Origin of the sequence: Planktotalea sp., assembly GCF_050633725.1 — a bacterium.
Taxonomy (GTDB): domain Bacteria; phylum Pseudomonadota; class Alphaproteobacteria; order Rhodobacterales; family Rhodobacteraceae; genus Planktotalea.
The window spans coordinates 33603-57605 of record NZ_JBOEHB010000008.1 but is presented as its reverse complement, the minus strand read 5'-3'; the positions used below and the strand labels follow the sequence as shown (position 1 = coordinate 57605).

26 protein-coding genes and 1 pseudogene are annotated in these 24003 nt (G+C 54.0%); 14 read left to right on the top strand and 13 right to left on the bottom strand.

The annotated features are described in order from the left end of the window. Window positions 1–6: 6 nt before the first annotated feature. Entirely contained in the window at window positions 7–852 is an 846-nt protein-coding gene (locus ACRBCU_RS08785) for a zinc-ribbon domain-containing protein (RefSeq protein WP_431365006.1), read from the bottom strand. 189 nt (window positions 853–1041) lie between these two features. On the opposite strand from ACRBCU_RS08785, the gene ACRBCU_RS08780 reads away from it, so the two are divergent. From ACRBCU_RS08780 to ACRBCU_RS08770, 3 genes are read left to right on the top strand one after another with little or no spacing between them, the layout of a single operon-like run. Continuing rightward, window positions 1042–1719: a cell division ATP-binding protein FtsE gene (locus ACRBCU_RS08780; protein ID WP_431365005.1), complete on the top strand. Its 678-nt coding sequence runs from the start codon at window positions 1042–1044 to the stop codon at window positions 1717–1719. Next, entirely contained in the window at window positions 1716–2618 is a 903-nt protein-coding gene (locus tag ACRBCU_RS08775; RefSeq protein ID WP_431365004.1) for a cell division protein FtsX, read from the top strand. The genes ACRBCU_RS08780 and ACRBCU_RS08775 overlap by 4 nt, the downstream gene beginning before the upstream one ends. After that, complete coding sequence (locus ACRBCU_RS08770; protein ID WP_431365003.1) at window positions 2615–3352, top strand: lysophospholipid acyltransferase family protein; 738 nt, start codon at window positions 2615–2617, stop codon at window positions 3350–3352. The genes ACRBCU_RS08775 and ACRBCU_RS08770 overlap by 4 nt, the downstream gene beginning before the upstream one ends. Before the next feature lie 114 nt (window positions 3353–3466). Here ACRBCU_RS08770 and lpdA read toward each other — a convergent pair whose 3' ends face one another. The 10 genes from lpdA to mdh all read right to left on the bottom strand — a co-directional run bounded on the left by lpdA (window position 3467) and on the right by mdh (window position 15877). Further along, the gene (gene lpdA, locus ACRBCU_RS08765) at window positions 3467–4855 is read right to left on the bottom strand and encodes a dihydrolipoyl dehydrogenase (RefSeq protein ID WP_431365002.1); all 1389 of its coding nucleotides are present in this window, start codon (window positions 4853–4855) and stop codon (window positions 3467–3469) included. A 92-nt stretch (window positions 4856–4947) separates the two neighbouring features. Continuing rightward, window positions 4948–5337 carry an MAPEG family protein gene (locus ACRBCU_RS08760; RefSeq protein ID WP_431365001.1) on the bottom strand — a complete coding sequence of 130 codons (390 nt, stop codon included), beginning with the start codon at window positions 5335–5337 and terminating at the stop codon, window positions 4948–4950. After that, the gene (locus tag ACRBCU_RS08755; protein ID WP_431365000.1) at window positions 5334–6317 is read right to left on the bottom strand and encodes a glycosyltransferase family 2 protein; all 984 of its coding nucleotides are present in this window, start codon (window positions 6315–6317) and stop codon (window positions 5334–5336) included. Before ACRBCU_RS08755 ends, ACRBCU_RS08760 begins: the two co-directional genes overlap by 4 nt. Further along, a complete protein-coding gene (locus ACRBCU_RS08750; RefSeq protein ID WP_431364999.1) occupies window positions 6314–6514 on the bottom strand; it encodes a hypothetical protein in 201 nt (66 codons plus the stop codon). Before ACRBCU_RS08750 ends, ACRBCU_RS08755 begins: the two co-directional genes overlap by 4 nt. 9 nt (window positions 6515–6523) lie before the next feature. Next, complete coding sequence (gene odhB, locus ACRBCU_RS08745; RefSeq protein WP_431364998.1) at window positions 6524–8002, bottom strand: 2-oxoglutarate dehydrogenase complex dihydrolipoyllysine-residue succinyltransferase; 1479 nt, start codon at window positions 8000–8002, stop codon at window positions 6524–6526. A gap of 3 nt (window positions 8003–8005) precedes the next feature. Then, the gene (locus ACRBCU_RS08740; RefSeq protein ID WP_431364997.1) at window positions 8006–10966 is read right to left on the bottom strand and encodes a 2-oxoglutarate dehydrogenase E1 component; all 2961 of its coding nucleotides are present in this window, start codon (window positions 10964–10966) and stop codon (window positions 8006–8008) included. 103 nt (window positions 10967–11069) lie between these two features. Beyond that, entirely contained in the window at window positions 11070–11951 is an 882-nt protein-coding gene (sucD, locus tag ACRBCU_RS08735) for a succinate--CoA ligase subunit alpha (RefSeq protein ID WP_431364996.1), read from the bottom strand. Window positions 11952–11955: 4 nt separating this feature from the next. Then, a complete protein-coding gene (gene sucC / locus ACRBCU_RS08730) occupies window positions 11956–13152 on the bottom strand; it encodes an ADP-forming succinate--CoA ligase subunit beta (RefSeq protein ID WP_431364995.1) in 1197 nt (398 codons plus the stop codon). 176 nt (window positions 13153–13328) lie between these two features. Then, window positions 13329–14843, bottom strand: a complete 1515-nt coding sequence (locus ACRBCU_RS08725; protein ID WP_431364994.1) for a hypothetical protein — start codon at window positions 14841–14843, stop codon at window positions 13329–13331. A gap of 71 nt (window positions 14844–14914) precedes the next feature. Continuing rightward, window positions 14915–15877: a malate dehydrogenase gene (gene mdh, locus ACRBCU_RS08720; RefSeq protein WP_431364993.1), complete on the bottom strand. Its 963-nt coding sequence runs from the start codon at window positions 15875–15877 to the stop codon at window positions 14915–14917. Between the two features lie 157 nt (window positions 15878–16034). On the opposite strand from mdh, the gene ACRBCU_RS08715 reads away from it, so the two are divergent. Next, window positions 16035–16787, top strand: coding sequence for a sulfite exporter TauE/SafE family protein (locus tag ACRBCU_RS08715; RefSeq protein ID WP_431364992.1), 753 nt, complete (start codon window positions 16035–16037; stop codon window positions 16785–16787). Here ACRBCU_RS08715 and ACRBCU_RS08710 read toward each other — a convergent pair. Together ACRBCU_RS08710 and ACRBCU_RS08705 are read right to left on the bottom strand one after the other, a co-directional pair. After that, window positions 16784–17101, bottom strand: a complete 318-nt coding sequence (locus ACRBCU_RS08710; RefSeq protein ID WP_431364991.1) for a hypothetical protein — start codon at window positions 17099–17101, stop codon at window positions 16784–16786. The two genes, ACRBCU_RS08715 and ACRBCU_RS08710, sit on opposite strands and share 4 nt — an antisense overlap. After that, on the bottom strand, window positions 17098–17406 hold the full coding sequence (locus tag ACRBCU_RS08705; RefSeq protein WP_431364990.1) for a hypothetical protein: 309 nt from the start codon (window positions 17404–17406) through the stop codon (window positions 17098–17100). Before ACRBCU_RS08705 ends, ACRBCU_RS08710 begins: the two co-directional genes overlap by 4 nt. Here ACRBCU_RS08705 and ACRBCU_RS08700 point away from each other — a divergent pair. From ACRBCU_RS08700 to ACRBCU_RS08655, 10 genes and pseudogenes are all read left to right on the top strand, one after another. After that, a complete protein-coding gene (locus tag ACRBCU_RS08700; RefSeq protein ID WP_431364989.1) occupies window positions 17399–18256 on the top strand; it encodes an HpcH/HpaI aldolase/citrate lyase family protein in 858 nt (285 codons plus the stop codon). The two genes, ACRBCU_RS08705 and ACRBCU_RS08700, sit on opposite strands and share 8 nt — an antisense overlap. A gap of 7 nt (window positions 18257–18263) precedes the next feature. Next, the gene (locus tag ACRBCU_RS08695) at window positions 18264–18809 is read left to right on the top strand and encodes an NnrU family protein (RefSeq protein WP_431364988.1); all 546 of its coding nucleotides are present in this window, start codon (window positions 18264–18266) and stop codon (window positions 18807–18809) included. Between the two features lie 4 nt (window positions 18810–18813). Continuing rightward, window positions 18814–19020 carry a DUF1737 domain-containing protein gene (locus ACRBCU_RS08690; protein WP_431364987.1) on the top strand — a complete coding sequence of 69 codons (207 nt, stop codon included), beginning with the start codon at window positions 18814–18816 and terminating at the stop codon, window positions 19018–19020. Then, a complete protein-coding gene (locus ACRBCU_RS08685; RefSeq protein WP_431364986.1) occupies window positions 19020–20051 on the top strand; it encodes a MaoC family dehydratase in 1032 nt (343 codons plus the stop codon). Before ACRBCU_RS08690 ends, ACRBCU_RS08685 begins: the two co-directional genes overlap by 1 nt. Then, window positions 20048–20743, top strand: coding sequence for a DUF4344 domain-containing metallopeptidase (locus ACRBCU_RS08680; protein ID WP_431364985.1), 696 nt, complete (start codon window positions 20048–20050; stop codon window positions 20741–20743). Before ACRBCU_RS08685 ends, ACRBCU_RS08680 begins: the two co-directional genes overlap by 4 nt. A 279-nt stretch (window positions 20744–21022) precedes the next feature. Further along, window positions 21023–21406 (top strand): succinate dehydrogenase, cytochrome b556 subunit, encoded by a 384-nt coding sequence (gene sdhC, locus ACRBCU_RS08675; protein WP_431364984.1) that lies wholly within the window; start codon window positions 21023–21025, stop codon window positions 21404–21406. 10 nt (window positions 21407–21416) lie between these two features. Then, entirely contained in the window at window positions 21417–21788 is a 372-nt protein-coding gene (sdhD, locus tag ACRBCU_RS08670) for a succinate dehydrogenase, hydrophobic membrane anchor protein (RefSeq protein ID WP_431364983.1), read from the top strand. A gap of 17 nt (window positions 21789–21805) precedes the next feature. Continuing rightward, a pseudogene (locus tag ACRBCU_RS08665) lies at window positions 21806–22620 on the top strand (FAD-binding protein); the annotation flags it as partial. Between the two features lie 2 nt (window positions 22621–22622). Continuing rightward, on the top strand, window positions 22623–23677 hold a 1055-nt coding region (locus ACRBCU_RS08660; RefSeq protein ID WP_431364982.1), incomplete at its 5' end, for an FAD-binding protein. Next, entirely contained in the window at window positions 23677–23994 is a 318-nt protein-coding gene (locus ACRBCU_RS08655; protein WP_431364981.1) for a succinate dehydrogenase, read from the top strand. The genes ACRBCU_RS08660 and ACRBCU_RS08655, both read left to right, overlap by 1 nt. Window positions 23995–24003 lie beyond the last annotated feature (9 nt).

Sequence of the window (24003 nt, the reverse complement as noted above, 5' to 3'; positions counted from 1 at the left end):
TTGGGCCTAGAGGTTTTCCGAAGCCATTTTGTCTAGCCATGCCAAGCCGCTATCTACAGACTCTGCGAGCCAAGAGCGTGCGCCTTCGATCGCCTGCGTAAACTGTTCAATCAATGGCTCAAGTGCGGGAACCAGTGCCGAAATTTTTGGGCCAAAAACGTAAAGGCATGCTGCGAGCAGCGCTAAGAGCAACACGCCAAAGAACGATCGCTTAAACCCATGACGCTTGCGGCGAATGCGCGGCGTCGTGCCGGGCAAGTCGGCATCGGTGGCTTCAGCAGGTCTGCGGCGCTCGCCAGAGGCACGCAGGGTCGAGTTGATTTCTTCGATATCGGGCAGCAGTTCTCGGCGTGATCCTGCCGCAGCGGTTACAGCGGCGACCGCTACTTCGTCTGGAACCGGCTCGCCGCGCATGCGGGCCATGCGCTCGCGCGCTTCGCGTGCACGGCGTGCGCCTTCGTCTTCGGCTGGGGCGTCCAAACCCAGATCGGGTTGGCTTTCAAGCGGGGCTGATTGCTCGGCCGCACGCGCGGCAGCTTCAAATTCGGCCTCTTGGCGCAAAACATCTGACACTTGGGGATCTAGTCCGCGCTTGGTCACCTGTGGCATCGGGGGCTGTTGGTTGTCAGCTTCTTCGACTTCTGGCTCTTGATTTAACGCGGGCTCGGGCGGAGGCGTAACAGGCTCAACGCTTGGCGTATCCACTTCATCGGCTAAGGCTGCATCGTGATCGGGGTGCGCTTGAAACCAAGTGTTAGAACAGGCCGAGCATTGAACATCACGCCCTTCAGTTGGAATGACCTCTGTAGGCACTTCGTATTGGGCCCCACAGTTCGGGCAAATCAAACGCATACTCTCACCCTGAATTCTCAGTGTCCTAGAAGCCCAAAAGAGCCCTTTTCAATCCGCACCTTATGACGACAAAGGCATATGGTAAATCCCATTCGAGCGATCCCTTGCGCGAGCGATTGAATCCTGCCGCATGCTGAGGCACAACAGTGCAACGCTGGCCTAACTTGGCAGTGCGAGGAGTGATGTCGTTTGATCGAGTTTGATTCAGTTGCCCATAGCTACAGTGGTGGCGAGCTATTCAATGAAGTTTCCTTGCGTCTTGCGCCGGGTTCTTTTCATTTCCTCACGGGGCCATCGGGTTCTGGCAAAACAACATTCATGAAATTGTGCTACGGAGCCTTGGTGCCCACTTCTGGGACTGTGCGCATTTTTGGAGAAGACGTTCGGGGCATGAGCCGCGATGACATCGCGCTGGCGCGACGGCGCGTTGGCGTCGTTCATCAGGATTGTCAGTTTTTGGATCATCTGAGTCTGCGTGAGAATTTGGGGCTGCCCTTAGTTGTAAGCGGACAAGAAGCGCTGGATGATGATGCGAACCTAAAGGAATTGATGGGTTGGGTCGGTTTAACGTCGCGCGCTGATGCCCTTCCGCCTGAGCTATCTGGAGGAGAACGCCAGCGCGCCGCTCTTGCCCGTGCGATCATCATGTCGCCTGATGTTATTTTGGCTGACGAGCCAACAGGCAATGTGGATTGGGAAATGTCTCAGCGTTTGCTGACCTTGTTGATTGAGCTGAATCGCATGGGGAAGACGATCATGATAGCGACCCATGACCTAGGATTGATCCGAGCGGCAAAAAACCAAGTTCAGGCGCGTGTTTTGCGAATTTCAGGGCGAAGACTACAGCTTGCGGGGGCGGATCTGTGAGCGCTTTTAAATCAATCCTGGACTTTGCAATTGGTGACGCCCAAGCGGATCGCGCTGTGCCGCCAACGGGGTTTACGGTTCGTTTAACCGTTTTCACATCAGGCGCTATGGCCTTCTTGGTCGTCTTTGCGCTGGCGCTTTCGCTCGCGTCAGGTCGATTGGCCAGTCGTTGGAGCGATGAGCTTGCGCGCAGCGCGACGGTGCGCATTTCGGCCCCTTTGGAACAAATGGTCGCCCAGACCGAAGCTGCATTGAATGTGCTTCGGACAACCGAAGGCGTGCAAAGTGCACGGGCGTTGACGCTTGAACAACAACGCGAGTTGCTTGCTCCTTGGTTTGGCCCAGAGCTTCCCCTTGAGACACTTCCTTTGCCACAGATCATTGAAATTGTTGAAACCTCAGATGGCTTTGACAGCAACGGATTGCGTCTGCGTCTGGCAGGCGAGGTGCCAGGAGCTGTTTTGGATAACCACGCGCGTTGGCGCGCGCCATTGGTATCCGCGGCAGGGTCATTGCGTTTGCTCGGTTGGTTGTCAATCTTGCTTATCGCGCTCGCAACGGGAGCGATGATCACACTTGCTGCCAATGCGGCTCTTGCTGCGAATGCGCAAGTCATTGCGGTAATGCGATTGGTAGGTGCGCGCGACAGTTACATCGCGCGCGCATTTGTGCGCCGATTTACCTTGAGGGCCTTGATCGGGTCTGCAACAGGTACATTCATTGGAGCGCTTGCGCTTATGCTGCTGCCCTCGGCATCGAGTGAAGGTGGATTCTTGACAGGGCTTGGATTGCAGGGCGTTCAATGGCTACTTTTGCTTTTCGTGCCTTTGCTGGCAGGGGTTGTCGCCTTTTTCGCAACGCGTATGGCCGCTCGAACGACGCTACGGAGTCTCACATGAACGATAAGAAAAACCCTATTCAATGGCTGCGATCGCTGCTTTTTGTCGGGCAAATCTATTTTATGATGCCAGTTATTGGGCTGGCGTTTGCGCCTTGGGCGATGTTTTCGCGGCGCGGTGCACGAACCTGTTGCAAGACCTATAGCCGCTGGGTGTTTTGGACTGCGCGATGGATGGTCGGATTGAAGGTCGAAGTGCGGGGAACACCTCCAACTGATGAAGGTCTGATCGCAGCGAAGCATCAGAGTTTTCTAGATATCATGATGATCTTTACGGCTATTCCAGCTGGCAAATTCATTATGAAAAAGCAAATTCTGTGGACGCCGGTTATAGGGCAATACGCCAAATTGCTTAACTGTATTGCGGTAGATCGCGGTAAACGCGGAGCGGCGATTGAGAAAATGGTGAGCGATGTAAAAGCAGGTCAGATAGAGCCGGGTCAGTTGATCATATATAGTCAAGGAACACGCGTCGCGCCGGGGGCAAAGAAACCCTACAAAGTGGGAACTGGCGTTCTTTATGAGCAGCTCGGGCAGACTTGTTATCCGGTGGCCACCAACGTTGGTGTGTTTTGGCCTCGCACTGGCATCTATCGGAAACCCGGTGTCGCTGTGGTTGAGTTTCTGGAGCCGATAGAGGCGGGGCTTGAGAGAAACGATTTCATGCAGATTCTAGAAGAGCGGGTTGAAGCGCGCTCGAACGAGTTGATGCGTGAAGCTGGGTTTGAGAGCTAGGAAAGTCTTCTGCGAAGACTTTCTATTTGAGATCCTTCTGCGAAGGATCTTTTATCAATGTCGTCAAAATTGAAGTGCGTCCAGATCCTTCGCAGAAGGATCTGGACCTTTTTATTAAGAGTGGATGGGGCCGTCTCCACATGCCAGTGCCGCCTCGCGTACGGCTTCTGAATAGGTGGGGTGTGCATGGCACGTCATGGCCAGATCCTCTGCCGATGCGCCGAATTCCATCGCAACGCAAATCTCGTGGATCAATTCGCCGGCAGCAGGGCCAATGATATGCGCACCCAAAATGCGGTCCGTGTCCTTATCCGCCAGGATTTTCACAAAGCCTTCGCCGGCGAAGTTCGCCTTTGCACGGCCATTGCCCATGAAAGAGAACTTGCCGACTTTGTAGTTGCGTCCCGCGTCTTTCAGATCTTGCTCGGTTGCGCCAACGCTAGACACCTCAGGGCTTGTATAAATCACTCCCGGAATGACACCGTAATTAACATGGCCATGCTTGCCGGCGACTTGCTCAGCTGCTGCCATACCTTCGTCTTCGGCTTTATGTGCCAGCATCGGACCTGCGATAGCATCGCCAATCGCGTAGATGCCTTTAACGTTTGTTTGCCAATCGCTACCGGTCTTGATCTGCCCGCGCTCGGACATCTCAACGCCCAATTCTTCCAAGCCGAGCCCGTCGGTGTAAGGGCGACGCCCTGTTGCGACGAGAACGGTATCCGCGTCGATCACGTGCTCGCTGTCGTCTTTGCGCAGTTTGTAGGTGACTTTTGCTTTGGTCTTGCTCGTTTCAACGCCTTGAACCGCTGCGCCCATGACAAAGTTCAAACCTTGCTTGGTCAATGTACGTTGGAAGGTTTTCTGGATTTCGGCGTCCATGCCCGGAGTAATCGCATCGAGAAATTCAACAACGGTCACTTCCGCGCCAAGGCGAGCATAAACAGATCCGAGCTCTAGGCCGATCACACCTGCGCCAATCACGACCATTTTCTTCGGAATCTTGCCAAGCTCAAGCGCGCCTGTCGATGTCACGACGGTCTTTTCGTCAACCTCGATACCGGGTAGCGCTGATGCTTCTGATCCTGTCGCGACGATAATGTTTTTGGCCGTGTGTACCTCGTCACCGACTTTGACCTGACCCGCAGCTGGGATCGAGCCCCAACCCTTGAGCCAATCAATTTTGTTCTTTTTGAACAAAAACTCGATGCCTTTGGTGTTGCCTTCGATCACTTCGTCTTTGTAGGCCAGCATTTGCTTCCAATCGACAGAAGGGCTTTTGCCTTTGAGACCCATTTTAGCGAAGTTGTGCTCTGCTTCATGGAGCTGGTGGGAGGCGTGCAGCAAGGCTTTGGAGGGGATACAACCGACATTCAAGCACGTGCCGCCGAGCGTATCGCGACCTTCGACGCAGGCTGTTTTGAGGCCAAGCTGTGCGCAGCGAATAGCGCAGACATAGCCGCCAGGACCAGAACCGATGATGATAACGTCATAGTCAGACATGATGTTTCCTTAGTTTAGAGGGCGGGGAAGGAACGTTGCCGCGTCTTGGCTAGGCCGAGCCTTCCCCTGAGTTTATTGGGCAAGATGAAGGGTTAAAAGAGTGCGGAGAGCAGCATGACAACAATCGCAATTAGTCCGATGAACCAGATGAGAGACCGCCATGGCGCGAGGCCAAACACATAGGCGGGAATGTAGAGAATGCGCGCTGCGAGGTAGGCGAAAGAGCAGAGCATTGTTATCGCATTGGACTGATCTGTGTATGTTACGACAACCACCGCAATGGTAAATAGAATGAGCCCCTCAAAGTGATTGTTCATCGCGCGTTGAAGGCGACCTGCGGTGCCTGTCAGCTCGATCTGTGTGTCGCGTGGTCCAGCGGCTTTGCGCACGCCGACCTGCATAATCGAGCTTAGTGAATACGCGCTAAATTGTAACACTTGCAGCAGAGCAGCGAGCGTAAGGGCTGTGAGTTCAGGGGTCATGCGCGTTTGCTCCTTGCATGAGGTTTGCTCCACGTGTCGATTTGATCTTGGGTAAGCAAGTCTTGGCAACGCGCGTTAAACCAATCGATACAATGCGCTTCCTTAGCCGCGATCCCGGGAATACCACGCAAGCGCGCGCGTTCAGTTTTGGTCGCCGCAAGGTGCCGCTGGATTGTCAGATTCGGCTTTTGGTTTTGGTTTGCAATATCGTGCCAGCGCGAACCGAGGTAATATTTGTCAGTTGCTTTGCCTTGCCCATCACCGCGATCATTTTTCAGCAAAAATGCATCACGAGAGGGCACTGCATAATGGTTGATACAAGCCGCCTCTGGGCGCAGCGCCAGCTCAAGCGGGTGGTATTTAGCGCGCTTTTTGTCGTATAGCCCCTCGTCTTTGAGGCGCGCACCGTTGGCGGCGCGCACGTCAGGATCTGCGACTTTCGGATCTTTCGGCATATGGTCATTTGCATGAGCAAATTTACGAAAGCGGAACATAGATTTGAACTTGGAACGCTCTGGCGTTGGCTTGTCTTCTGCTAAGGTGAATGCCTCAAGAATGTTGCCAGGGTATTGGATGTGCCCGCTATCCCCAAAAGCCCACCAGGGCAGGGCAATGACGTCGCCTTCGCCCGCGCTTGCGAGCAGGGCAGAAACGGTTCCGTCGCCAAGGCCGATGTTGATGAATTCATCAGCATCGATATGCGCGAGCCATTCAGTATCGGTTTCGCTCAAGTAAGCAAAGGCCGTTTGAATGCCGCTATCTTGGGGCGTTGAATTTGCTGGAACTGTGTGCGGGAGGTGGACGATCGCGTCTGCCTCTTGCAGAGCATCAAGCAATTGCGCCGACCCGTCGGTGCAATCATTCGAGCAGATCACGATCTTATCAAAACCTATCACTCGATGATACGCGACCCACTCCAGAATGAACGGACCTTCATTGCGCATGCAGGCTACGACGGCTGAAGTTTCGCGAAGGGTCATGTTACGATCGCTCCACAATCTGGGCAGATCAAAGTGTTCGCGTGATCAGCATCACGAATGAACGGTTTGATGTGGTGCAGACGCCGGGAAGGCGTCTGACCGGGTTTGCTAGTTGGACCAACACCGATCACCCATTTGACCTCTGCGCTGAGGCCGCAATCTGGGCAGGTCAGCGTTTGAGGTTTCAAATAGGCCATCGCGGTAGATCACAAATCCATAAGAAGGCGACGTGGATCTTCGAGCGCTTCTTTAACGCGGACAAGGAAGGTCACAGCGCCTTTGCCGTCAACGATACGGTGATCGTAGGACAGTGCCAGATACATCATCGGGCGGATCACAACTTGGCCGTTGATCGCCATTGGACGATCTTGGATTTTATGCATGCCTAGGATGCCTGACTGTGGTGGGTTCAGGATCGGAGATGACATGAGCGAGCCATAAACACCGCCGTTAGAGATGGTGAACGTACCGCCCTGCATTTCTGCCATAGACAATTTACCATCGCGCGCGCGTTTACCTTTTTCAGCAATCGCTTTTTCGATGTCTGCAAAGGACATTTTGTCAGCGTCGCGAATGACCGGAACAACAAGACCTGTTGGCGTGCCTGCGGCAATGCCCATGTGAACGAAGTTTTTGTAAACAACGTCCGTTCCGTCGATTTCGGCGTTTACTTCAGGCACTTCTTTCAACGCATGGCAGCATGCTTTGGTGAAGAAAGACATAAAGCCAAGTCGCGCGCCGTGCTTCTTCTCGAAGAGTTCTTTGTACTCTTTACGCAGCGCCATTGTTTCGGTCATGTCCACTTCGTTGTAAGTGGTGAGCATGGCCGCTGTGTTCTGGCTTTCCTTCAGGCGCTTCGCAATGGTTTGACGAAGGCGGGTCATCTTAACACGTTCTTCGCGTGAGGCATCATCCGCAGGTACAGGTGCACGCGGTGCAGGTGCCACAGCGGCAGGAGCAGGTGCTGCTGCCAATGCTTTTGCGACGTCGTCTTTCATCACGCGGCCATCGCGGCCAGAGCCGGTCACAGCGTCGGCGCTGATGCCAGCTTCCGCCATTGCCTTTTTAGCTGACGGCGCGTTTTCGATGTCTTTGCCGCCCGCAGGCGCGGCGGCTGGAGCCGCAGCAGCTGGGGCTGCACTAGCGGTTGCGGACGCACCACCGATGACCGCCAATTTGGCAGATGCATCAACTGTTGCGCCTTCAGGCGCTGTGATCTCTGAAAGAACGCCAGCGGCAGGTGCAGGCACTTCTACGGAGACTTTGTCTGTCTCAAGTTCGCAGAGCATTTCGTCCTGAGCGACTGTGTCGCCAACCTTTTTGAACCATGTGCTGACTGTGGCTTCTGTCACAGACTCGCCCAATGTCGGGACCATAACGTCAACGCTTTCAGCGCTTGCAGGGGCTGCGGCGGCTGGCGCTGCAGCAGGTGCACTTGCAGCACCTTCACCTTCAACGATAGTTGCAAGAAGTGCGTCAACACCTACTGTGTCACCTTCTGCAGCGATGATTTCGCCCATGGTGCCAGCGGCTGTTGCAGGCACTTCGACAGTAACCTTGTCCGTTTCCAGCTCGCAGAGCATTTCATCAACCGCGACGGCATCGCCGGGCTTTTTGAACCATGTTGCAACGGTGGCCTCTGTGACCGACTCGCCCAATGTTGGGACGCGAATTTCAGTGCTCATGGGTTATTTCCCTTTCAATGTCAGCGCGTCGTCGATCAACGCTGTTTGTTGTGCTTTGTGCTGGCTGGCGAGACCTGTGGCAGGTGACGCTGACGCCGTGCGACCTGCATAAACAGGACGCTGATGTTTCGTTTCGGCCTTTCCGAGAGCCCATTCGATGTTTGGCTCCATAAAGGTCCAACCACCTTGGTTCTTAGGCTCTTCCTGACACCAAACCATTTCCGCATTTTTGAAGCGCTCTAGCTCTTTCACCGCGGAGTTCGCAGGGAAAGGGTAAAACTGTTCAAAGCGTAGGATGTAGATGTCGTCGATGCCGCGCGCGTCGCGCTCTTCAAGCAGGTCATAATAGACCTTGCCTGAACACATTACGACACGTTTTATTTTGTCATCTGCCACCAGTGTGGTGTCCGAATTGCCGTATTGTGCATCGTCCCAGAGAACACGGTGGAAGCTGGAACCTGTCGTGAATTCATCCGCTTTACTGACTGCCAGTTTGTGACGCAGCAAAGATTTCGGCGTCATCAAGATGAGCGGCTTACGGAAGCTACGGTGCAGCTGGCGACGCAGCAGGTGGAAGTAGTTCGCGGGCGTCGTACAGTTCGCAACGATCCAGTTGTCCTGACCACACATCTGCAAGAACCGCTCGAGGCGGGCAGAGGAGTGTTCTGGGCCTTGGCCCTCAAAACCGTGCGGCAGAAGAACCACGAGACCAGACATCCGGAGCCATTTGCTTTCACCAGAGCTGATGAACTGATCGAACATGATCTGCGCGCCGTTTGAGAAATCGCCGAACTGGGCTTCCCACAGGGTCAGCGCATTTGGTTCCGCCATGGAGTAGCCATACTCGAACCCAAGCACCGCGTATTCCGAGAGCATCGAGTCGATAACCTCGTAACGCGCCTGACCTTCGCGGATATTGTTGAGTGGGTAGTAACGCTCTTCGGTTTCTTGGTTAACCAAGCCTGAATGACGTTGAGAGAAAGTCCCGCGTGTCGAGTCCTGACCCGAAAGGCGCACGGCCATGTTTTCGGTCAGAAGCGAGCCAAATGCGAGTGCTTCACCAGTTGCCCAATCAAAGTTTTCGCCCGTCTCAAACATCTTCTTTTTCGCATCAAGAAGACGACCAACGGTTTTATGAAGTGGGAAACCGTCAGGTACACGCGTCAAGGCGGTGCCGACCTCGGCCATGGTTTCGGGCGCAATCGCTGTTTCGCCACGCTGATAATCGTCCTTGTTGCGATCAAGATGAGACCATTTTCCGTCCAGCCAATCGGCCTTGTTGGGTTTGTAGTCTTTGCCTGCCTCAAACTCATCATTGAGATGTGCTTGGAAGGCGGCTTTCATGTCTTCGATCTCGCCCTCGGGGATGAGGCCGTCTTTCACAAGGCGCTCGGTATAAAGGCTGAGCGTGGTTTTATGTGTTTTGATCTTTTTGTACATCACCGGGTTGGTGAACATGGGCTCGTCGCCCTCATTGTGACCAAAGCGGCGATAGCAGATCAGATCGATCACAACATCTTTGTGGAACTTCTGGCGGAATTCTGTCGCAACTTTAGCCGCGTGAACAACAGCTTCAGGATCGTCGCCGTTCACATGGAAGATAGGCGATTCAACAACGAGCGCATTGTCTGTTGGATAAGGGGACGAGCGCGAGAAATGCGGCGCAGTGGTGAAACCGATCTGGTTGTTCACAACGATATGCATTGTGCCGCCGGTTTTGTGACCACGCAGGCCAGACAGCGCGAAACACTCCGCCACGACACCTTGACCGGCAAAGGCCGCGTCACCGTGCAACAGGATCGGCATGACCTTGGTGCGGTCGACGTCGTTCAGTTGATCCTGCTTGGCGCGGACCTTGCCGATAACGACAGGGTTCACAGCCTCAAGGTGAGACGGGTTCGCCGTCAAAGAGAGGTGAACAGAGTTGCCGTCAAAAGCACGGTCGGAGCTGGCACCGAGGTGGTATTTCACATCGCCAGAGCCATCAACGTCTTCTGGCTTGAAGCTACCGCCCTGAAATTCGTTGAAAATCGCGCGGTAGGGTTTGCTCATCACGTTGGCAAGAACCGATAGGCGCCCACGGTGAGGCATACCAATCACGATGTCCTGAACGCCAAGCGCGCCGCCGCGTTTGATGATCTGTTCCATCGCTGGGATCAGGCTTTCGCCGCCATCTAGGCCAAAACGTTTGGTGCCCATGTATTTCACATGCAGGAATTTCTCAAAACCCTCGGCTTCAACCATCTTGTTCAGGATCGCTTTGCGCCCTTCACGAGAAAATTGGATTTCTTTGCCTAAACCCTCGATGCGCTCTTTGAGCCAGCTCGCTTCTTCGGGATTGGAAATATGCATGTATTGTAGTGCGAATGTACCGCAATAGGTGCGCTTCACGATCTCGATGATCTGGCGCATGGATGCGATCTGCAGACCCAAAACGTTGTCGATAAAGATCGGGCGATCCATGTCGGCGTCTGTGAAACCGTAGGACTTTGGGTCAAGCTCTGGGTGATTGGACGCTTCGCGCATACCGAGCGGATCAAGGTCCGCTGCAAGGTGGCCACGAATACGGTATGCCCGGATGATCATCAGCGCGCGGATGGAATCCAGCACGGCGCGTTTGATCGCCTCGTCGCTGACTTCAACGCCTTTGGAGGCGGCTTTGGCTTTGATCTTGTCGCCCGCGGCCTTTGTTTCAGGCTGCGCTGGCCACTGGCCATCAAGCGCAGCGGTCAGATCATCATTCGGAACAGGCGGCCAATCATTGCGCGCCCAAGAGGGGCCCGCGGCCTCGGCCTTTACGTCCAGATCAGCATCGCCAAGCTGGGAAAAGAAATCCTGCCATGCCGCGTCAACCGCATTGGGATCGCTCGCATATTGCGCATAAAGCTGCTCTAAATACTCGGCGTTATGGCCTTGCATAAAAGAAGAGGCGTGGAACACGTCGTTGGGGCTTTGGTCTGTCATTCTTGCTCTCCCTGCAAGGGGCCGTTTCCTGAATGCGGCCCTTGTCAGGGCCAAACGTTGGATGGCTTGGGCCAAGAAGGCCCAAGCGTTTGGTTCTTTGGGTTTAGCCGATCGCTTCGATCACAGCTTCGCCAAGTGTTGCTGGGCTATCTGCCACAACAATACCCGCTTCGCGCATCGCTTCGATCTTGCTTTCCGCATCGCCTTTGCCGCCCGCAACAATCGCGCCAGCGTGGCCCATGCGGCGTCCGGGAGGAGCCGTGCGACCAGCGATGAAACCGGCTGTTGGCTTCCAACGGCCTTTTTTCTTCTCATCCGCGAGGAACTGCGCTGCTTCTTCTTCAGCAGAGCCACCGATTTCGCCGATCATGATGATGCTTTGCGTCTCTGGGTCCGCGAGGAACATCTCTAGCACGTCGATATGCTCGGTGCCTTTGATGGGATCGCCGCCGATGCCAACCGCAGAAGACTGGCCAAGGCCAAGGTCTGTAGTCTGCTTTACAGCTTCATACGTCAGTGTACCGGAGCGGGAAACAACGCCGCAGGAACCGCGCTTGTGGATGTGACCGGGCATAATGCCGATTTTGCACGCGTCAGGCGTGATCACACCTGGGCAGTTCGGGCCAACAAGGCGGCTTTTGCTGCCTTCAAGCGCGCGCTGAACGCGCATCATGTCAAGAACTGGAATGCCCTCGGTGATGCAAACGATCAGTTCCATCTCGGCGTCGATCGCCTCAAGAATGGAATCCGCCGCGAAGGGAGGAGGCACGTAGATCACGGAAGCGTTCGCTTCTGTGACGTGGCGCGCTTCATGCACGGAGTTGAAGACAGGCAGGTCAAGGTGAGTAGTGCCACCTTTGCCGGGTGTTACACCGCCAACCATTTTCGTGCCGTATGCAATCGCTTGCTCGGAGTGGAATGTACCTTGCGAGCCTGTGAGGCCTTGGCAAATTACTTTTGTGTTTTCGTCTACGAGAACAGCCATGGGATTATCCTTTCACCGCTTTGACGATTTTCTGTGCACCGTCTTTCAGGTCGTCCGCTGCGATCACGTCAACGTCGGAGTTGTTGATGATTGCTTTGCCTTCTTCCACGTTTGTGCCTTCAAGGCGCACAACGAGTGGAACTTTCAGGCCGACTTCCTTCACCGCAGCGACAACGCCTTCCGCGATCACATCACAGCGCATGATGCCGCCGAAGATGTTCACGAGGATGCCTTTGACCTGCGGGTCGGAGGTGATGATTTTGAACGCTTCTGTCACCTTCTCTTTGGTCGCGCCGCCACCTACGTCGAGGAAGTTAGCAGGCTCAGCACCGTAGAGTTTGATGATGTCCATTGTCGCCATCGCGAGGCCAGCACCGTTGACCATGCAGCCAATTTCGCCGTCGAGCGCGATGTAGTTGAGGTCGTACTTGGACGCCTCAAGCTCTTTTGGGTCTTCTTCTGTTTCGTCGCGCAGTGCAGCAACGTCGGCGTGGCGGTAGACCGCGTTGCCGTCAAAGCCAACTTTTGCGTCGAGAACTTTGAGATCACCTGAGCCTTCAAGAACGATCAGCGGGTTGATTTCCAGCTGCTCCATGTCCTTTTCAACGAAAGCACGGTAGAGGTTGCCCATCAGCGTAACGCACTGCTTGACCTGCGCGCCTTTAAGGCCGAGCGAGAATGCAACGCGGCGGCCGTGGAATGGCTGGTAGCCAGTCGCTGGATCAACAGAGAAGCTTACGATTTTCTCAGGGGTCGCTGCTGCAACCTCTTCGATGTCCATGCCGCCCTCTGTGGAGCAGACGAAAGAGATGCGTGATGTTTGACGATCAACGAGCAGCGCGAGGTAGAGTTCCTCTTCGATGTCAGAACCGTCTTCGATGTAGATGCGGTTGACTTGCTTGCCCGCTGGGCCAGTCTGGTGCGTCACCAATGTGCGGCCAAGCATTTTCTTGGCTTCTTCAGCCGCCTCGGAGGCAGAGAAGGCAAGGCGAACGCCGCCCTTTTCGCCTGCGTCGGCTTCTTTGAATGTGCCTTTGCCGCGACCACCTGCGTGGATCTGCGCCTTAACAACCCAAAGCGGGCCGTCCATTTCGCCAGCAGCTGTTTTGGCATCTTCCGCCTTCAGAACGGCACGGCCGTCTGAAACCGGTGCGCCGTAGCTCTTGAGCAGCGCTTTGGCTTGGTATTCGTGGATGTTCATTAGAAACGGTCCCGTCTTGCTTCGATTGCTAGCCTCTATAGTGGGGGTCTTAAGAGCGAATTAAACGCCAAAATGCCGCAGGGTCGATAATTCGTACATTTGTGATCACACGTAAAAATCATGTGATCACAAATAATGATGCCATGAGGTTTCGCGACGAAATTACGAATCGTCTTCTAGTTGAGGAAAATTGCAAAAAGCGATGCGCTGCCATTCGAAAGGCGTTGCAAGCGCTGCCAACTGGTGGAACTCATCCGTTGACCATGACGCGCATAGGGGTAGGCAGATCGGCCTTGAAACCACCCCAAAATATCCAGCGGCGCAGGGGTTTCGAAGTAATCTTTCAAACTTATACCCATACCGTCAGGTAGCAGTGGATGCGGGATGAGCAGTTTACCTTGGACAACTGCATCGGCTTCTTTGAGGATGTTCTGCCATGTTTGCATCGTTTCTGTGGGGAGTGTTATGCCGAGTGCAGACGTTTGTTGAGCATTCGGCACCCATTCGCGATTATTGTCCGTCTCAAGCGCTACCACCTGCCAAAATTTCTGGTTCGATTGGATCATTTCAGCCCAATGCACGCGCGCGCGGTCAAGGTGGAATTTATCAGGATCTTGGCGCAGCACCTCAAAGAGAATGTAGATCGAGTCTATGATTGGCTCGTAAGATCGCATCGAATTGCGATTTCGTTTTTTGGGATCGGCAGGAAGTTTGGCCTCTAGGCTGCTAATTTCCGCGCGGTTCCAGCGTTGTTCCGCCCGCTGTTTACGTTGAGCGCTTGTTAGGGTCTCGATCTTCGATTTGATTTCTGCTTGTTCAGCCTTGAGCGTCGCAATTCGCGCGGGATCTTGGCTTGCCCTGATGTCTTTGTAAATCTGCTGACTTACGCTTTGCAGAGGTTTCACTTCAGCGCTAAGCTCTTTGGCCTTTGCCTTCAGCTTTGTTTGCGCTTCTTTTAGTTTGGCAATGTCTCGACGAACAGATGTGAGATCTTCGAATGGTAAAATCGTTGGCGCATCGGCTAGTGTTGCACGGCTTTTCTCTAGGTCTTCAATGATTGGCGTCGGGTCAAACGCTAAAACCATGTGCGCCATTGCCGATAGGATGTGCGTATAGGCCGTCAGCCAATAAATATCGGCTTCGTCAAACCGGATAATGATCGGCGCGCCGTTGGCTTTGGCTTGCTCTTTCGCGATTTGCATCGCTCTGCGGCCAAGTATTGGGCGCATCGCTGTTGTCACTGTTTCATCTTTGCCGCGTCCGCCATTTTGATCGAAATCGAACCAAAGATGCTCTGCGTTGAGAACGAACTCGGCAGCAGAGGGATCGGAAATTGCATCTAATGCGCTGCGAGCACTGTCTAGGTCAGCGATAAGCGTTTGGGATATGCTGCGAATAGCGTCGGGCGTTGGCCGAGGCGAAAAGGGCGCATACGGGTTGCGAGGTGCAAAATTCAAGAATGGTATGTTTGATAAACCGTTACCCAGGCCTTGCCGTGTTTGGGTCTGGGCTGCTTTTTCAAGTGCGCGCAGTGATTTGAGAAACGCCAATTCCATTTGCGTATCAGGGGCGGCTGCGTCCAACGCCTCAATACGCGGTGCGATCCCTTGATGTTCTAGGCTTGGTAAATTGGTTTGCGCTGTGGCGAAGCTTGCGGCGAAGGCCAGTGCGGTGGTCAATCTAAGTAACATATGTTTATCCAAAAAAAACGCGCAGGCGTTGATGCCTGCGCGTTCATTGGAATCACAGTCTAAGCTTGTGATCAAGCGAGGGAAGGATCGATTTCTTTGCAAGCAGAGACGAGGCCTTTAACCGCATCAACTGATTTGTCGAACATCGCTTGCTCGTCTTTGTTCATGTTGATGTTGACCACACGCTCAACGCCGCCAGCACCGATCACTGTCGGAACGCCAACGTAGAAACCATCAAGGCCGTATGCGCCGTCAACGTATGCCGCACATGGCAGAACGCGTTTTTGGTCTTTGAGGAAGGCTTCGGCCATCTCGATCGCGGATGTCGCAGGTGCATAGAAAGCGGAGCCAGTTTTCAACAGGCCAACGATTTCTGCGCCGCCATCACGGGTACGCTGAACGATTGCGTCCAGTTTGTCCTGTGTTGTCCAACCCATTTCGACCAGATCAGGCAATGGAATGCCTGCAACTGTTGAGTAACGCTCAAGCGGAACCATTGTGTCGCCGTGGCCGCCCAGAACGAAGGCTGTCACGTCGCGCATGGAGACATTGAATTCTACTGAAAGGAAGTGACGGAAGCGTGCAGAGTCAAGAACACCCGCCATGCCACATACTTTGTTGTGTGGCAGGCCAGAGAATTCGCGCAGCGCCCAAACCATCGCATCAAGCGGGTTGGTGATGCAGATAACAAACGCATCTGGCGCGTGATCGCGAATGCCTTCGCCAACAGATTTCATCACCTTGAGGTTGATGCCGAGCAGGTCGTCGCGGCTCATGCCGGGCTTACGTGGAACACCAGCAGTTACGATGCAAACGTCTGCGCCAGCGATATCCTCATAGGATTGCGTGCCGGACATTGCCGCATCAAATCCTTCAGACGGACCAGATTCCGCGATGTCGAGGGCTTTGCCTTCAGGCGTGCCTTCGGAAATATCGAATAGGACAACATCGCCCAATTCTTTCAATGCTGCGAGGTGTGCAAGCGTGCCACCAATCTGTCCTGCACCAATAAGTGCTATCTTAGGTCTGGCCATGGATCTCTCTCCGGTCCGTTAAATTCGCCGCATGGCTAGTGCGCTTTGCGCCCCTGTGCAAGGGTGCTGCGCTGCGGCGCAGAGGCGCGGTAGGCTGGCAATCCTAGGGCGAGCCAGTTAAAATCATATGAGATCAAGCAAATAGAGAGACCGCGCCGTGCTTTGGGACATTTCATTTTTTGCACTCGCGGTGCCAGCTGTGCTGTTTGCAGGCATCTCCAAAGCAGGTTTCGGCTCTGGCGCATCTTTTGCGTCTGCTTCGATTCTTGCGTTGGTTTTGACCCCAGGCCAAGCGCTTGGATTGATGCTGCCGCTTTTGATGTTGATGGATATTGCGGCGCTTAAACCCTATTGGGGAAAATGGAATTGGCCCTCTGCGCGATTGCTGATCATCGGTTCGATCCCTGGGGTTCTTTTGGGAACAGCGCTTTATCGCATCACGAATGATGATGTGATCCGCTTTCTAATCGGGGCGATGTCATTGCTGTTCGTGTTTTGGCAGATTGCGCGTGCGCGTGGCTGGATTTCAATTGAAAAGAAAGACCAGCCAGATAGCGTTGGTTATACTGCGGGCGCGGTGGCTGGGTTTACCAGCTTTGTATCTCATGCCGGAGGCCCGCCCTCTGCGATCTATATGCTTTCGCTGGATTTGACCAAGACTGAGTACCAAGCCAATTCGGTGATCGTTTTTTGGGTAATCAATGCGTTAAAAGCCGTCGCCTATGGCTTCCTCGGTATTTTTACCCTTGATCTATTGTTGGTTGATCTGGCGCTAGCGCCTTTCGCACTGATCGGGGCGTGGATAGGGGTTAAGGCGCATTTTCTGGTGCCCGAACGGCTATTTTTTGCACTAACTTACGTGTTGCTCACGATAACGGGCACCAAACTTATTTTTGACGCTCTAACCTAAGCGTCATTCCCTTTTGCTGGCAGGGCCTCGGCCAAGGTTTCAAAGTTTTGGCCCGACGCGACAAGGCAAGTTAGACCGTTCGCCATTGTCACAGTGATTGTCCATGTGCCAGTGTCATCGGCTGCGAAAACCTCGACCATAGAATTATTGGCACCTAGGCCAACTGATTGGCGTGCTTCACTGTATTTATTGGCCAATCGCTCAACCACCACGTCGCGCGGAGCGCAATTGCGGGCATTCTGGGCAAAACCCGAGGTCGCAGCGAGGGCCAAAATGCCAAACCCAAGTGCACCGATCATCATCCGCTGTTTCATAGCGTCATTCCTTCAAATAGGAGGCGCATTTCTGGCCGCTTCGGCCTTGCCGAAAGGATGCGCACAGGTTCATTTTTTACGGACGGTGCTTCGCTGAGATGTTCCAGCGGCCTGCTGGTCAGCCCTCCCTTGGTGTCCGATGAGAGCAAACATGCAGGGCGAGCCGTATAAATAAGGTTAAAGGTGCGTGCGTTGTCTCGCATTTTATGGGTTTTTGCTGCATCGCGGCATTTAACGCTTGAATGAAATGCAAAAAATGGGCCAGTAATGCGCAACTTTATTGCGAGGAAGATTCCCATGGACATGCGTCAACGCCCCTACCGTTCGGTTCTATATATCCCCGGTTCTAAGCCGCGAGCCTTGGACAAGGCCCGTAACCTGCCTGTGGATGCGATTATCTTTGATCTTGAGGACGCAGTGTCCTTGGAAGAAAAGGAGAGCGCTCGTGATACTCTGAAAGCCGCGCTTGCTGAGGGTGGATATGGCGCACGATTTAAGATTGTGCGCATCAACGGCTTTGACACCAAGTGGGGGCGTGACGACGCAAAAGCGGTAACAGAAATGGACGCTGATGCTGTTTTGCTGCCAAAGGTCGCAAGCCCTGCGGACTTGGACGCACTTGCTGAGATCACGGGCGATCTGCCAATTTGGGCGATGATGGAAAGCCCTCGTGGTATGCTCAATGCGGTTGAAATTGCGGCGCATCCGAAATTGGACGGCATGGTGATGGGCACCAACGATCTTGCGAAAGAGCTACAAAGCCGTTTCCGCGCAGACCGTTTGCCAATGCTGACGTCGCTGCAATTGTGCCTGCTTGCGGCGAAAGCTGAGGGGCTGATCATTGTCGATGGTGTATATAACGCGTTCAAAGATGATGAAGGGCTGAAAGTAGAATGCGATCAGGGCCGCGACATGGGTTTTGATGGCAAGACGCTCATCCATCCTGCACAGGTCGAAGTGACCAACGCGGCATTCGCACCAAGCGAAGCTGAGATCGAGTTGGCCAAACGTCAAATCGCGGCGTTTGAAGAAGTCGAAGCAAGCGGGCAGGGCGTTGCTGTTGTTGATGGGCGTATCGTTGAAAACCTTCACGTTGCAACCGCACAAGAAACTCTGGCAAAAGCAAAGGCAATTGAAGCGCTAGCAGCGGAGTAAGCCAGCCATGACCCTTCTAATCCTCGGAGTGATCCTTTGGACACTCGCCCATTATTTTAAACGCTTGATGCCTGAGCAACGCGCAGCAATGGGTGAAAAGGGCAAGGGATTGGTCGCAGTGGCGATTGGCGTTAGTCTTTTGCTGATGATCTTTGGCTATCGCTGGGCGGAATTCATTCCCGTCTGGACGCCGCCGAGCTTCTTTACTCATATCAACAACCTGTTGATGCTCTTTGCATTCTTCCTCTTCGGGATGAGCGCAACAACAGGGCGTTTGCGCGGTAAAATGCGCCACCCCATGCTGGTAAGCGTCAAGGTTTGGGCGCTCGCGCACTTGATGGTGAACGGGGATCTTGCCTCGATCATCCTCTTCGGTGGCATGATGGCTTGGGCAGTCGGTTCAGTCATTTTGATCAACCGCGCTGGTCCTTGGGATCGTCCTGAGCCGGGTGATGCCAAGAAAGACAAGCTGTTGATTATCATCACGCTTGTGACTTTCACGATCACCGCACTGATTCACCTGTGGTTGGGCGTTTCGCCCTTCGGAGGCTAACTCAATGAGCAAAATCTACCGATTCCTCAGTGAAGACGACACCTCCGCCTTTTGCCACAAAGTCTCTGACGCTTTGGCAAAAGGCTGGGAGCTTTATGGCTCTCCCACGCAAACATTTGATCCAGTCAAAGGCATTATGCGGTGCGGCCAAGCCGTCACCAAGGATGTCGACGCGGATTACACACCAGACATGAAATTAGGAGCGCAGTAATGCTCAAAACCAATGCCGGCCGCTTTTTCGAAGACTATTCTATTGGCGATGTGATCGACCATGCGGTGCCGCGCACCATTTCGGGCGGCGAGCGCGCGCTCTATCATGCGCTTTATCCAGCGCGTCACGCTTTGTATTCCTCAGATGAATTCGCGCGTTCCAGCGGTTTGAACGGTTCTCCGATCGACGATTTGGCTGCTTTCCACGTTGTTTTTGGTAAATCGGTTCCTGATATTTCGCTGAACGCGGTTGCGAACCTCGGCTATGCCGAGGGACGTTGGTTGCTGCCAGTGTACGAGGGCGACACACTGCGCTCTAGCTCAGAGGTGATCGGCCTTAAGCAGAACTCAAACGGTAAAACGGGCGTGGTGTATGTGCGTACCTCTGGTCGCAACCAGCGCGATGAGGTCGTAATGGAATTCGTGCGCTGGGTCATGGTGCGCAAGCGCGATGTTGATGCGCCTGCGCCCGAAACGGTTGTTCCTGAGCTGAAAAAGACGCTCGAAGCGAGTGATTTGAGCATTCCTGCGGGTCTCGATTTCAGTAACTACGATACGACACTTGCAGGCGAGCCGCATCGCTGGGGTGACTATGCTGTTGGCGAAACGATTGATCACGTTGACGGTGTGACGATTGAAGAAGCCGAGCATATGATCGCAACACGCCTTTGGCAAAACACCGCGAAGGTGCATTTCGATGCGACCAACCGTGATGACGGGCAGCGTTTGATCTATGGCGGTCACGTGATTTCCATGGCGCGTGCACTTTCCTTTAACGGTCTTGCGAATGCACAGATGATTGTTGGCCTCAATGGCGGCGCACATGCCAACCCTTGTTTTAGTGGTGATACGGTGCGCGCGTGGTCAGAAGTTCTGGACAAAGCAGATACTGATGCACCCGGCGTTGGCGCGATCCGTTTGCGCCTCGTGGCGTACAAGGGCGACGCGGCGTTTGAATTGAAGGGCGAGAACGGCAAATACATGCCGCAGGTTCTGCTCGACCTCGATTATTGGGCAGTTATGCCGAAATGAGACGGGCGGCACTAACAGCATTGGCCCTTTTGCCGACACCTGTTTTTGCTGACTTTGTAGAAAACAATCTGCTGGCCATATTCTATCATGAACTTGGCCATGCAGTGATTGACCAGATGCAAGTACCGATTTTTGGTCAAGAGGAAGACGCGGCTGACGCGTTGTCTATTCTTTTGATTGACGCGCTCTATGACAGCGAAAGCGCAGAGGCGATCGCCTATGATGCAGCCGCGCTGTTTTGGGTGGAAGCCGAGCAAGAGCCTGCATTTTGGGACGTTCACGGCCCAGATGAGCAACGGTTTTATAACACGGTTTGCTTGTTTTACGGCGCAGACCCAGACGCGCGTGAGGATTTTGCACAGGAGTTAGGTCTGCCTGACGAGCGCGCGGAAAGCTGCGAAGACGAATTTCTCCTAGCATCTGACAGCTGGAACGGCGTGTTAGATGAGATGATGGAAAACTCTGCGTATAGCCAAGAGCTTTCGTTAAGTGCGAAAGCGCCGCTCCCGATCATCCAAAGCGAAATTGAAGCATTGAACCAAGAATTCAACTGGCCTCAGAAGATGACCGTGCATATTAAATCTTGCGGGGAAGCGAATGCGTTTTACGATTTGGAAGATCAAAGCATCACAATGTGCAGCGAATTGGCCGATTGGCTCACTGGTTTGGATAGTAAATTGAGCGCTAACTAAATTTGTGATCACAAGGCTTTGAGTGATTTTGATGCTCAGCCGAGCTTGGTTCTTCTTTTAGACCTCTCCAATTTCGGAGGATGCTTGAAGTGAAGCAAGGGATTCTCTTAAAATTTTGGAATCTGGAAGCTTGTGATCACACGCCCAAGCGCTGTGATCACGAAATTACACAAAAAGTGCAAATTGCGCCAAAAAACCGCGCCCAGATAGCGCTAGGTTAGGTGACAGTAGAATTTTTTTCTTTAAAACAGAGGTCAAGAGAACCGAAAGGAAACGCACATGGCTGACGTGAATAGGGGCAATCGCCCGCTCTCGCCCCATCTAACGATTTACCGCCCGCAAATGACCTCTATGTCATCTATTATGGTGCGGATCACAGCGATTGCACTGTTTGTGCTCGCGGTGTTTCCGGTTTGGTGGCTGATGGCGGCAGCAACGTCGCAGGACTCTTTTGCGTTTATCGATGGATTGATGCGCAGCTGGCTCGGTGATTTGGTTCTGTTCGGCGCGACTTGGGCAATGTTCTACCACATGTTTGGGCGCCTTCGTCACGTGATCTGGGATTTCGGCTACTTCCTTGATGTGCGCACGTCCGAGAATATGGGCATCGTAATGTTCATTGCGGCAACGGCCTTTGCCGTCATCGTCGCAATCGTCTTTTAAGGAGCGAGACATGAGATTTCTTACTGATCGCAAGCGAGCAATCGGAACTGGCTCTGCACGAGATGGCACAGCGCATCACTGGCAACACCTAGTCAGCTCAATTCTGCTGCAAGCCCTGATCCCACTTTTTGTTATCACCTTCGCTCTGGGGCTTGGTGGCTCTTACGAAGACGTGCTGGTCTACTTTGCAAAGCCTCTCCCGTTGATCATTACGGTGTTAACTTTGATCGTTGGTATGGTGCATTTGATGCGCGAAGTGCATGAAGCCATTGAAGACTATGTGCATGGACCCGCTGAAAAGCTGCTGATCATTGCGACCCAAGGCTTCACATATACAATTATTGCAGTCGGCCTGATCGCCCTCGCAAAAATCGCCCTTTAAGTTTCGGAGCAACCAAAATGGCAGCTTATGAATATGAAACCCACGACTATGATGTTGTGGTGGTCGGCGCTGGTGGCGCGGGTCTGCGCGCGACGCTTGGCATGGCCGAACAAGGCCTGCGCACGGCTTGCGTAACCAAAGTTTTCCCAACACGCTCGCACACAGTTGCGGCGCAGGGCGGCATCGCGGCGTCCCTATCCAACATGGGTCCAGACAACTGGCAGTGGCATATGTATGACACGGTCAAGGGTTCTGACTGGCTCGGCGATACAGACGCGATGGAATACCTCGCCCGTGAAGCGCCCAAAGCGGTTTACGAGCTGGAACACTACGGTGTGCCATTCTCGCGCACCGAAGAGGGCAAGATTTATCAGCGTCCCTTTGGCGGTCACACAACGGAATTTGGCGAAGGCCCTCCCGTGCAGCGCACATGCGCCGCGGCGGACCGCACGGGTCACGCGATCCTGCATACGCTTTACGGTCAGTCCTTGAAGAACAATGCGGAGTTCTACGTTGAATACTTCGCGATTGATCTCATCATGTCCGAAGACGGCCAGTGCCAAGGCGTGGTTTGCTGGAAGCTCGACGACGGTACGATGCATGTCTTTAACGCAAAGATGGTCGTTTTGGCGACAGGTGGTTATGGCCGTGCCTATTTCTCTGCGACGTCCGCGCACACCTGCACAGGCGACGGCGGCGGCATGGTCGCACGCCAGAACCTGCCGCTGCAGGATATGGAGTTCGTCCAGTTCCACCCGACCGGCATCTACGGCGCCGGCTGCCTGATTACCGAGGGCGCGCGCGGCGAGGGCGGGTATCTGACCAACTCCGANNACGGCTCTGGCTGCTTGATCACTGAAGGTGCACGCGGCGAAGGTGGTTATCTCACCAACTCCGAGGGCGAGCGTTTCATGGAGCGTTACGCGCCGAATTACAAAGACCTCGCGCCGCGTGACTACGTGTCTCGCTGCATGACGATGGAAATTCGCGAAGGCCGCGGTGTTGGCGCAGGCGGGGATCACATCCACCTGAACCTCTCGCACCTGCCACCTGAAGCACTTGCAGAGCGTCTTCCGGGTATTTCCGAAAGCGCGAAAATCTTCGCAGGTGTTGACGTGAACAAAGAGCCGATCCCAGTTCTGCCAACAGTTCACTACAATATGGGCGGCATTCCAACGAACTACTTTGGTGAAGTGCTGAACCCGACTGCAAAAGATCCAAACGCTGTTGTGCCGGGCCTTATGGCTGTTGGTGAAGCGGGCTGTGCCTCTGTTCACGGCGCGAACCGTCTTGGTTCAAACTCCTTGATCGACCTCGTAGTGTTCGGCCGCGCCGCTGCGATCCGCGCTGGCAAAGTTGTCGATGCAGAAGCGCCTAACCCAGTGCTGAACCAAGCTTCCGTGGATTGGGCCTTTGATCGTTTCGATGGTCTGCGCAATGCAAGCGGCGGCACGCCTACGGCAGAGCTGCGTCTTGAGATGCAGAAAACCATGCAGGCTGACGCGGCTGTCTTCCGCACCGACAAAACGCTGAAAGAAGGCGTCGACAAGATGACTGCAGTTGCTGGCAAGATGGGTGATCTGAAAGTCACCGATCGCAGCCTCGTGTGGAACTCTGATCTGATGGAAACGTTGGAGCTGACGAACCTGATGCCAAACGCATTGGCGACAATCGTTGGCGCTGAGGCGCGTAAAGAATCCCGCGGCGCACATGCGCATGAGGATTACGCAACGCGTGACGATGAAAATTGGCGTGTTCACACGATTTCCCGTGTGGATGATACCAAAGTGACGCTGACGCAGCGCCCTGTTGTTGTTGATCCGCTCACTACAGAAGCGGATGGCGGTATCAGCCTCAAGAAAATCGCACCGAAAGAGCGCACATTCTAATGCGCTTGGCTTTGTCCATATGTGCAGCATTTGCATTGGGGGCCTGTCAGGTCGCCAACGATACTGCTGATACGGTGGCACGCGAAACTGCCAAGGGCGTCGTGAATGGCGTCGTGGCACAGAAGTTTCCGGGCGTGAATGCTGCACCGATTACCGATTGTGTGATCGATAATGCGACACGTTTTGAGATCTTCGACATCGCGAAAGCTGGGGCAACGGGCGTAACGCCTGCAACGGTTGAAACTGTGACGGGCATCGCTTCGCGTCCCGATACGGTTCAATGCATTTCAAAAAACGGCCTAGGCCTGTTTCTCTAAAGGAGTGAG

What these genes read in the sequence shown, in the direction of transcription:
- odhB (WP_431364998.1), bottom strand. Translation starts at nt 8,002, where the DNA reads ATGAGCACTGAAATTCGCGTCCCAACATTGGGCGAGTCGGTCACAGAG.
- sdhD (WP_431364983.1), top strand. Translation starts at nt 21,417, where the DNA reads ATGAGATTTCTTACTGATCGCAAGCGAGCAATCGGAACTGGCTCTGCA.
- ACRBCU_RS08680 (WP_431364985.1), top strand. Translation starts at nt 20,048, where the DNA reads ATGAGACGGGCGGCACTAACAGCATTGGCCCTTTTGCCGACACCTGTT.
- ACRBCU_RS08725 (WP_431364994.1), bottom strand. Translation starts at nt 14,843, where the DNA reads ATGTTACTTAGATTGACCACCGCACTGGCCTTCGCCGCAAGCTTCGCC.
- ACRBCU_RS08655 (WP_431364981.1), top strand. Translation starts at nt 23,677, where the DNA reads ATGCGCTTGGCTTTGTCCATATGTGCAGCATTTGCATTGGGGGCCTGT.
- ACRBCU_RS08750 (WP_431364999.1), bottom strand. Translation starts at nt 6,514, where the DNA reads ATGGCCTATTTGAAACCTCAAACGCTGACCTGCCCAGATTGCGGCCTC.
- ACRBCU_RS08770 (WP_431365003.1), top strand. Translation starts at nt 2,615, where the DNA reads ATGAACGATAAGAAAAACCCTATTCAATGGCTGCGATCGCTGCTTTTT.
- sucC (WP_431364995.1), bottom strand. Translation starts at nt 13,152, where the DNA reads ATGAACATCCACGAATACCAAGCCAAAGCGCTGCTCAAGAGCTACGGC.
- ACRBCU_RS08705 (WP_431364990.1), bottom strand. Translation starts at nt 17,406, where the DNA reads ATGTCCATGGGAATCTTCCTCGCAATAAAGTTGCGCATTACTGGCCCA.
- sdhC (WP_431364984.1), top strand. Translation starts at nt 21,023, where the DNA reads ATGGCTGACGTGAATAGGGGCAATCGCCCGCTCTCGCCCCATCTAACG.
- ACRBCU_RS08760 (WP_431365001.1), bottom strand. Translation starts at nt 5,337, where the DNA reads ATGACCCCTGAACTCACAGCCCTTACGCTCGCTGCTCTGCTGCAAGTG.
- lpdA (WP_431365002.1), bottom strand. Translation starts at nt 4,855, where the DNA reads ATGTCTGACTATGACGTTATCATCATCGGTTCTGGTCCTGGCGGCTAT.
- ACRBCU_RS08695 (WP_431364988.1), top strand. Translation starts at nt 18,264, where the DNA reads ATGACCCTTCTAATCCTCGGAGTGATCCTTTGGACACTCGCCCATTAT.
- mdh (WP_431364993.1), bottom strand. Translation starts at nt 15,877, where the DNA reads ATGGCCAGACCTAAGATAGCACTTATTGGTGCAGGACAGATTGGTGGC.
- ACRBCU_RS08685 (WP_431364986.1), top strand. Translation starts at nt 19,020, where the DNA reads ATGCTCAAAACCAATGCCGGCCGCTTTTTCGAAGACTATTCTATTGGC.
- ACRBCU_RS08710 (WP_431364991.1), bottom strand. Translation starts at nt 17,101, where the DNA reads ATGAAACAGCGGATGATGATCGGTGCACTTGGGTTTGGCATTTTGGCC.
- ACRBCU_RS08690 (WP_431364987.1), top strand. Translation starts at nt 18,814, where the DNA reads ATGAGCAAAATCTACCGATTCCTCAGTGAAGACGACACCTCCGCCTTT.
- ACRBCU_RS08740 (WP_431364997.1), bottom strand. Translation starts at nt 10,966, where the DNA reads ATGACAGACCAAAGCCCCAACGACGTGTTCCACGCCTCTTCTTTTATG.
- sucD (WP_431364996.1), bottom strand. Translation starts at nt 11,951, where the DNA reads ATGGCTGTTCTCGTAGACGAAAACACAAAAGTAATTTGCCAAGGCCTC.
- ACRBCU_RS08785 (WP_431365006.1), bottom strand. Translation starts at nt 852, where the DNA reads ATGCGTTTGATTTGCCCGAACTGTGGGGCCCAATACGAAGTGCCTACA.
- ACRBCU_RS08755 (WP_431365000.1), bottom strand. Translation starts at nt 6,317, where the DNA reads ATGACCCTTCGCGAAACTTCAGCCGTCGTAGCCTGCATGCGCAATGAA.
- ACRBCU_RS08700 (WP_431364989.1), top strand. Translation starts at nt 17,399, where the DNA reads ATGGACATGCGTCAACGCCCCTACCGTTCGGTTCTATATATCCCCGGT.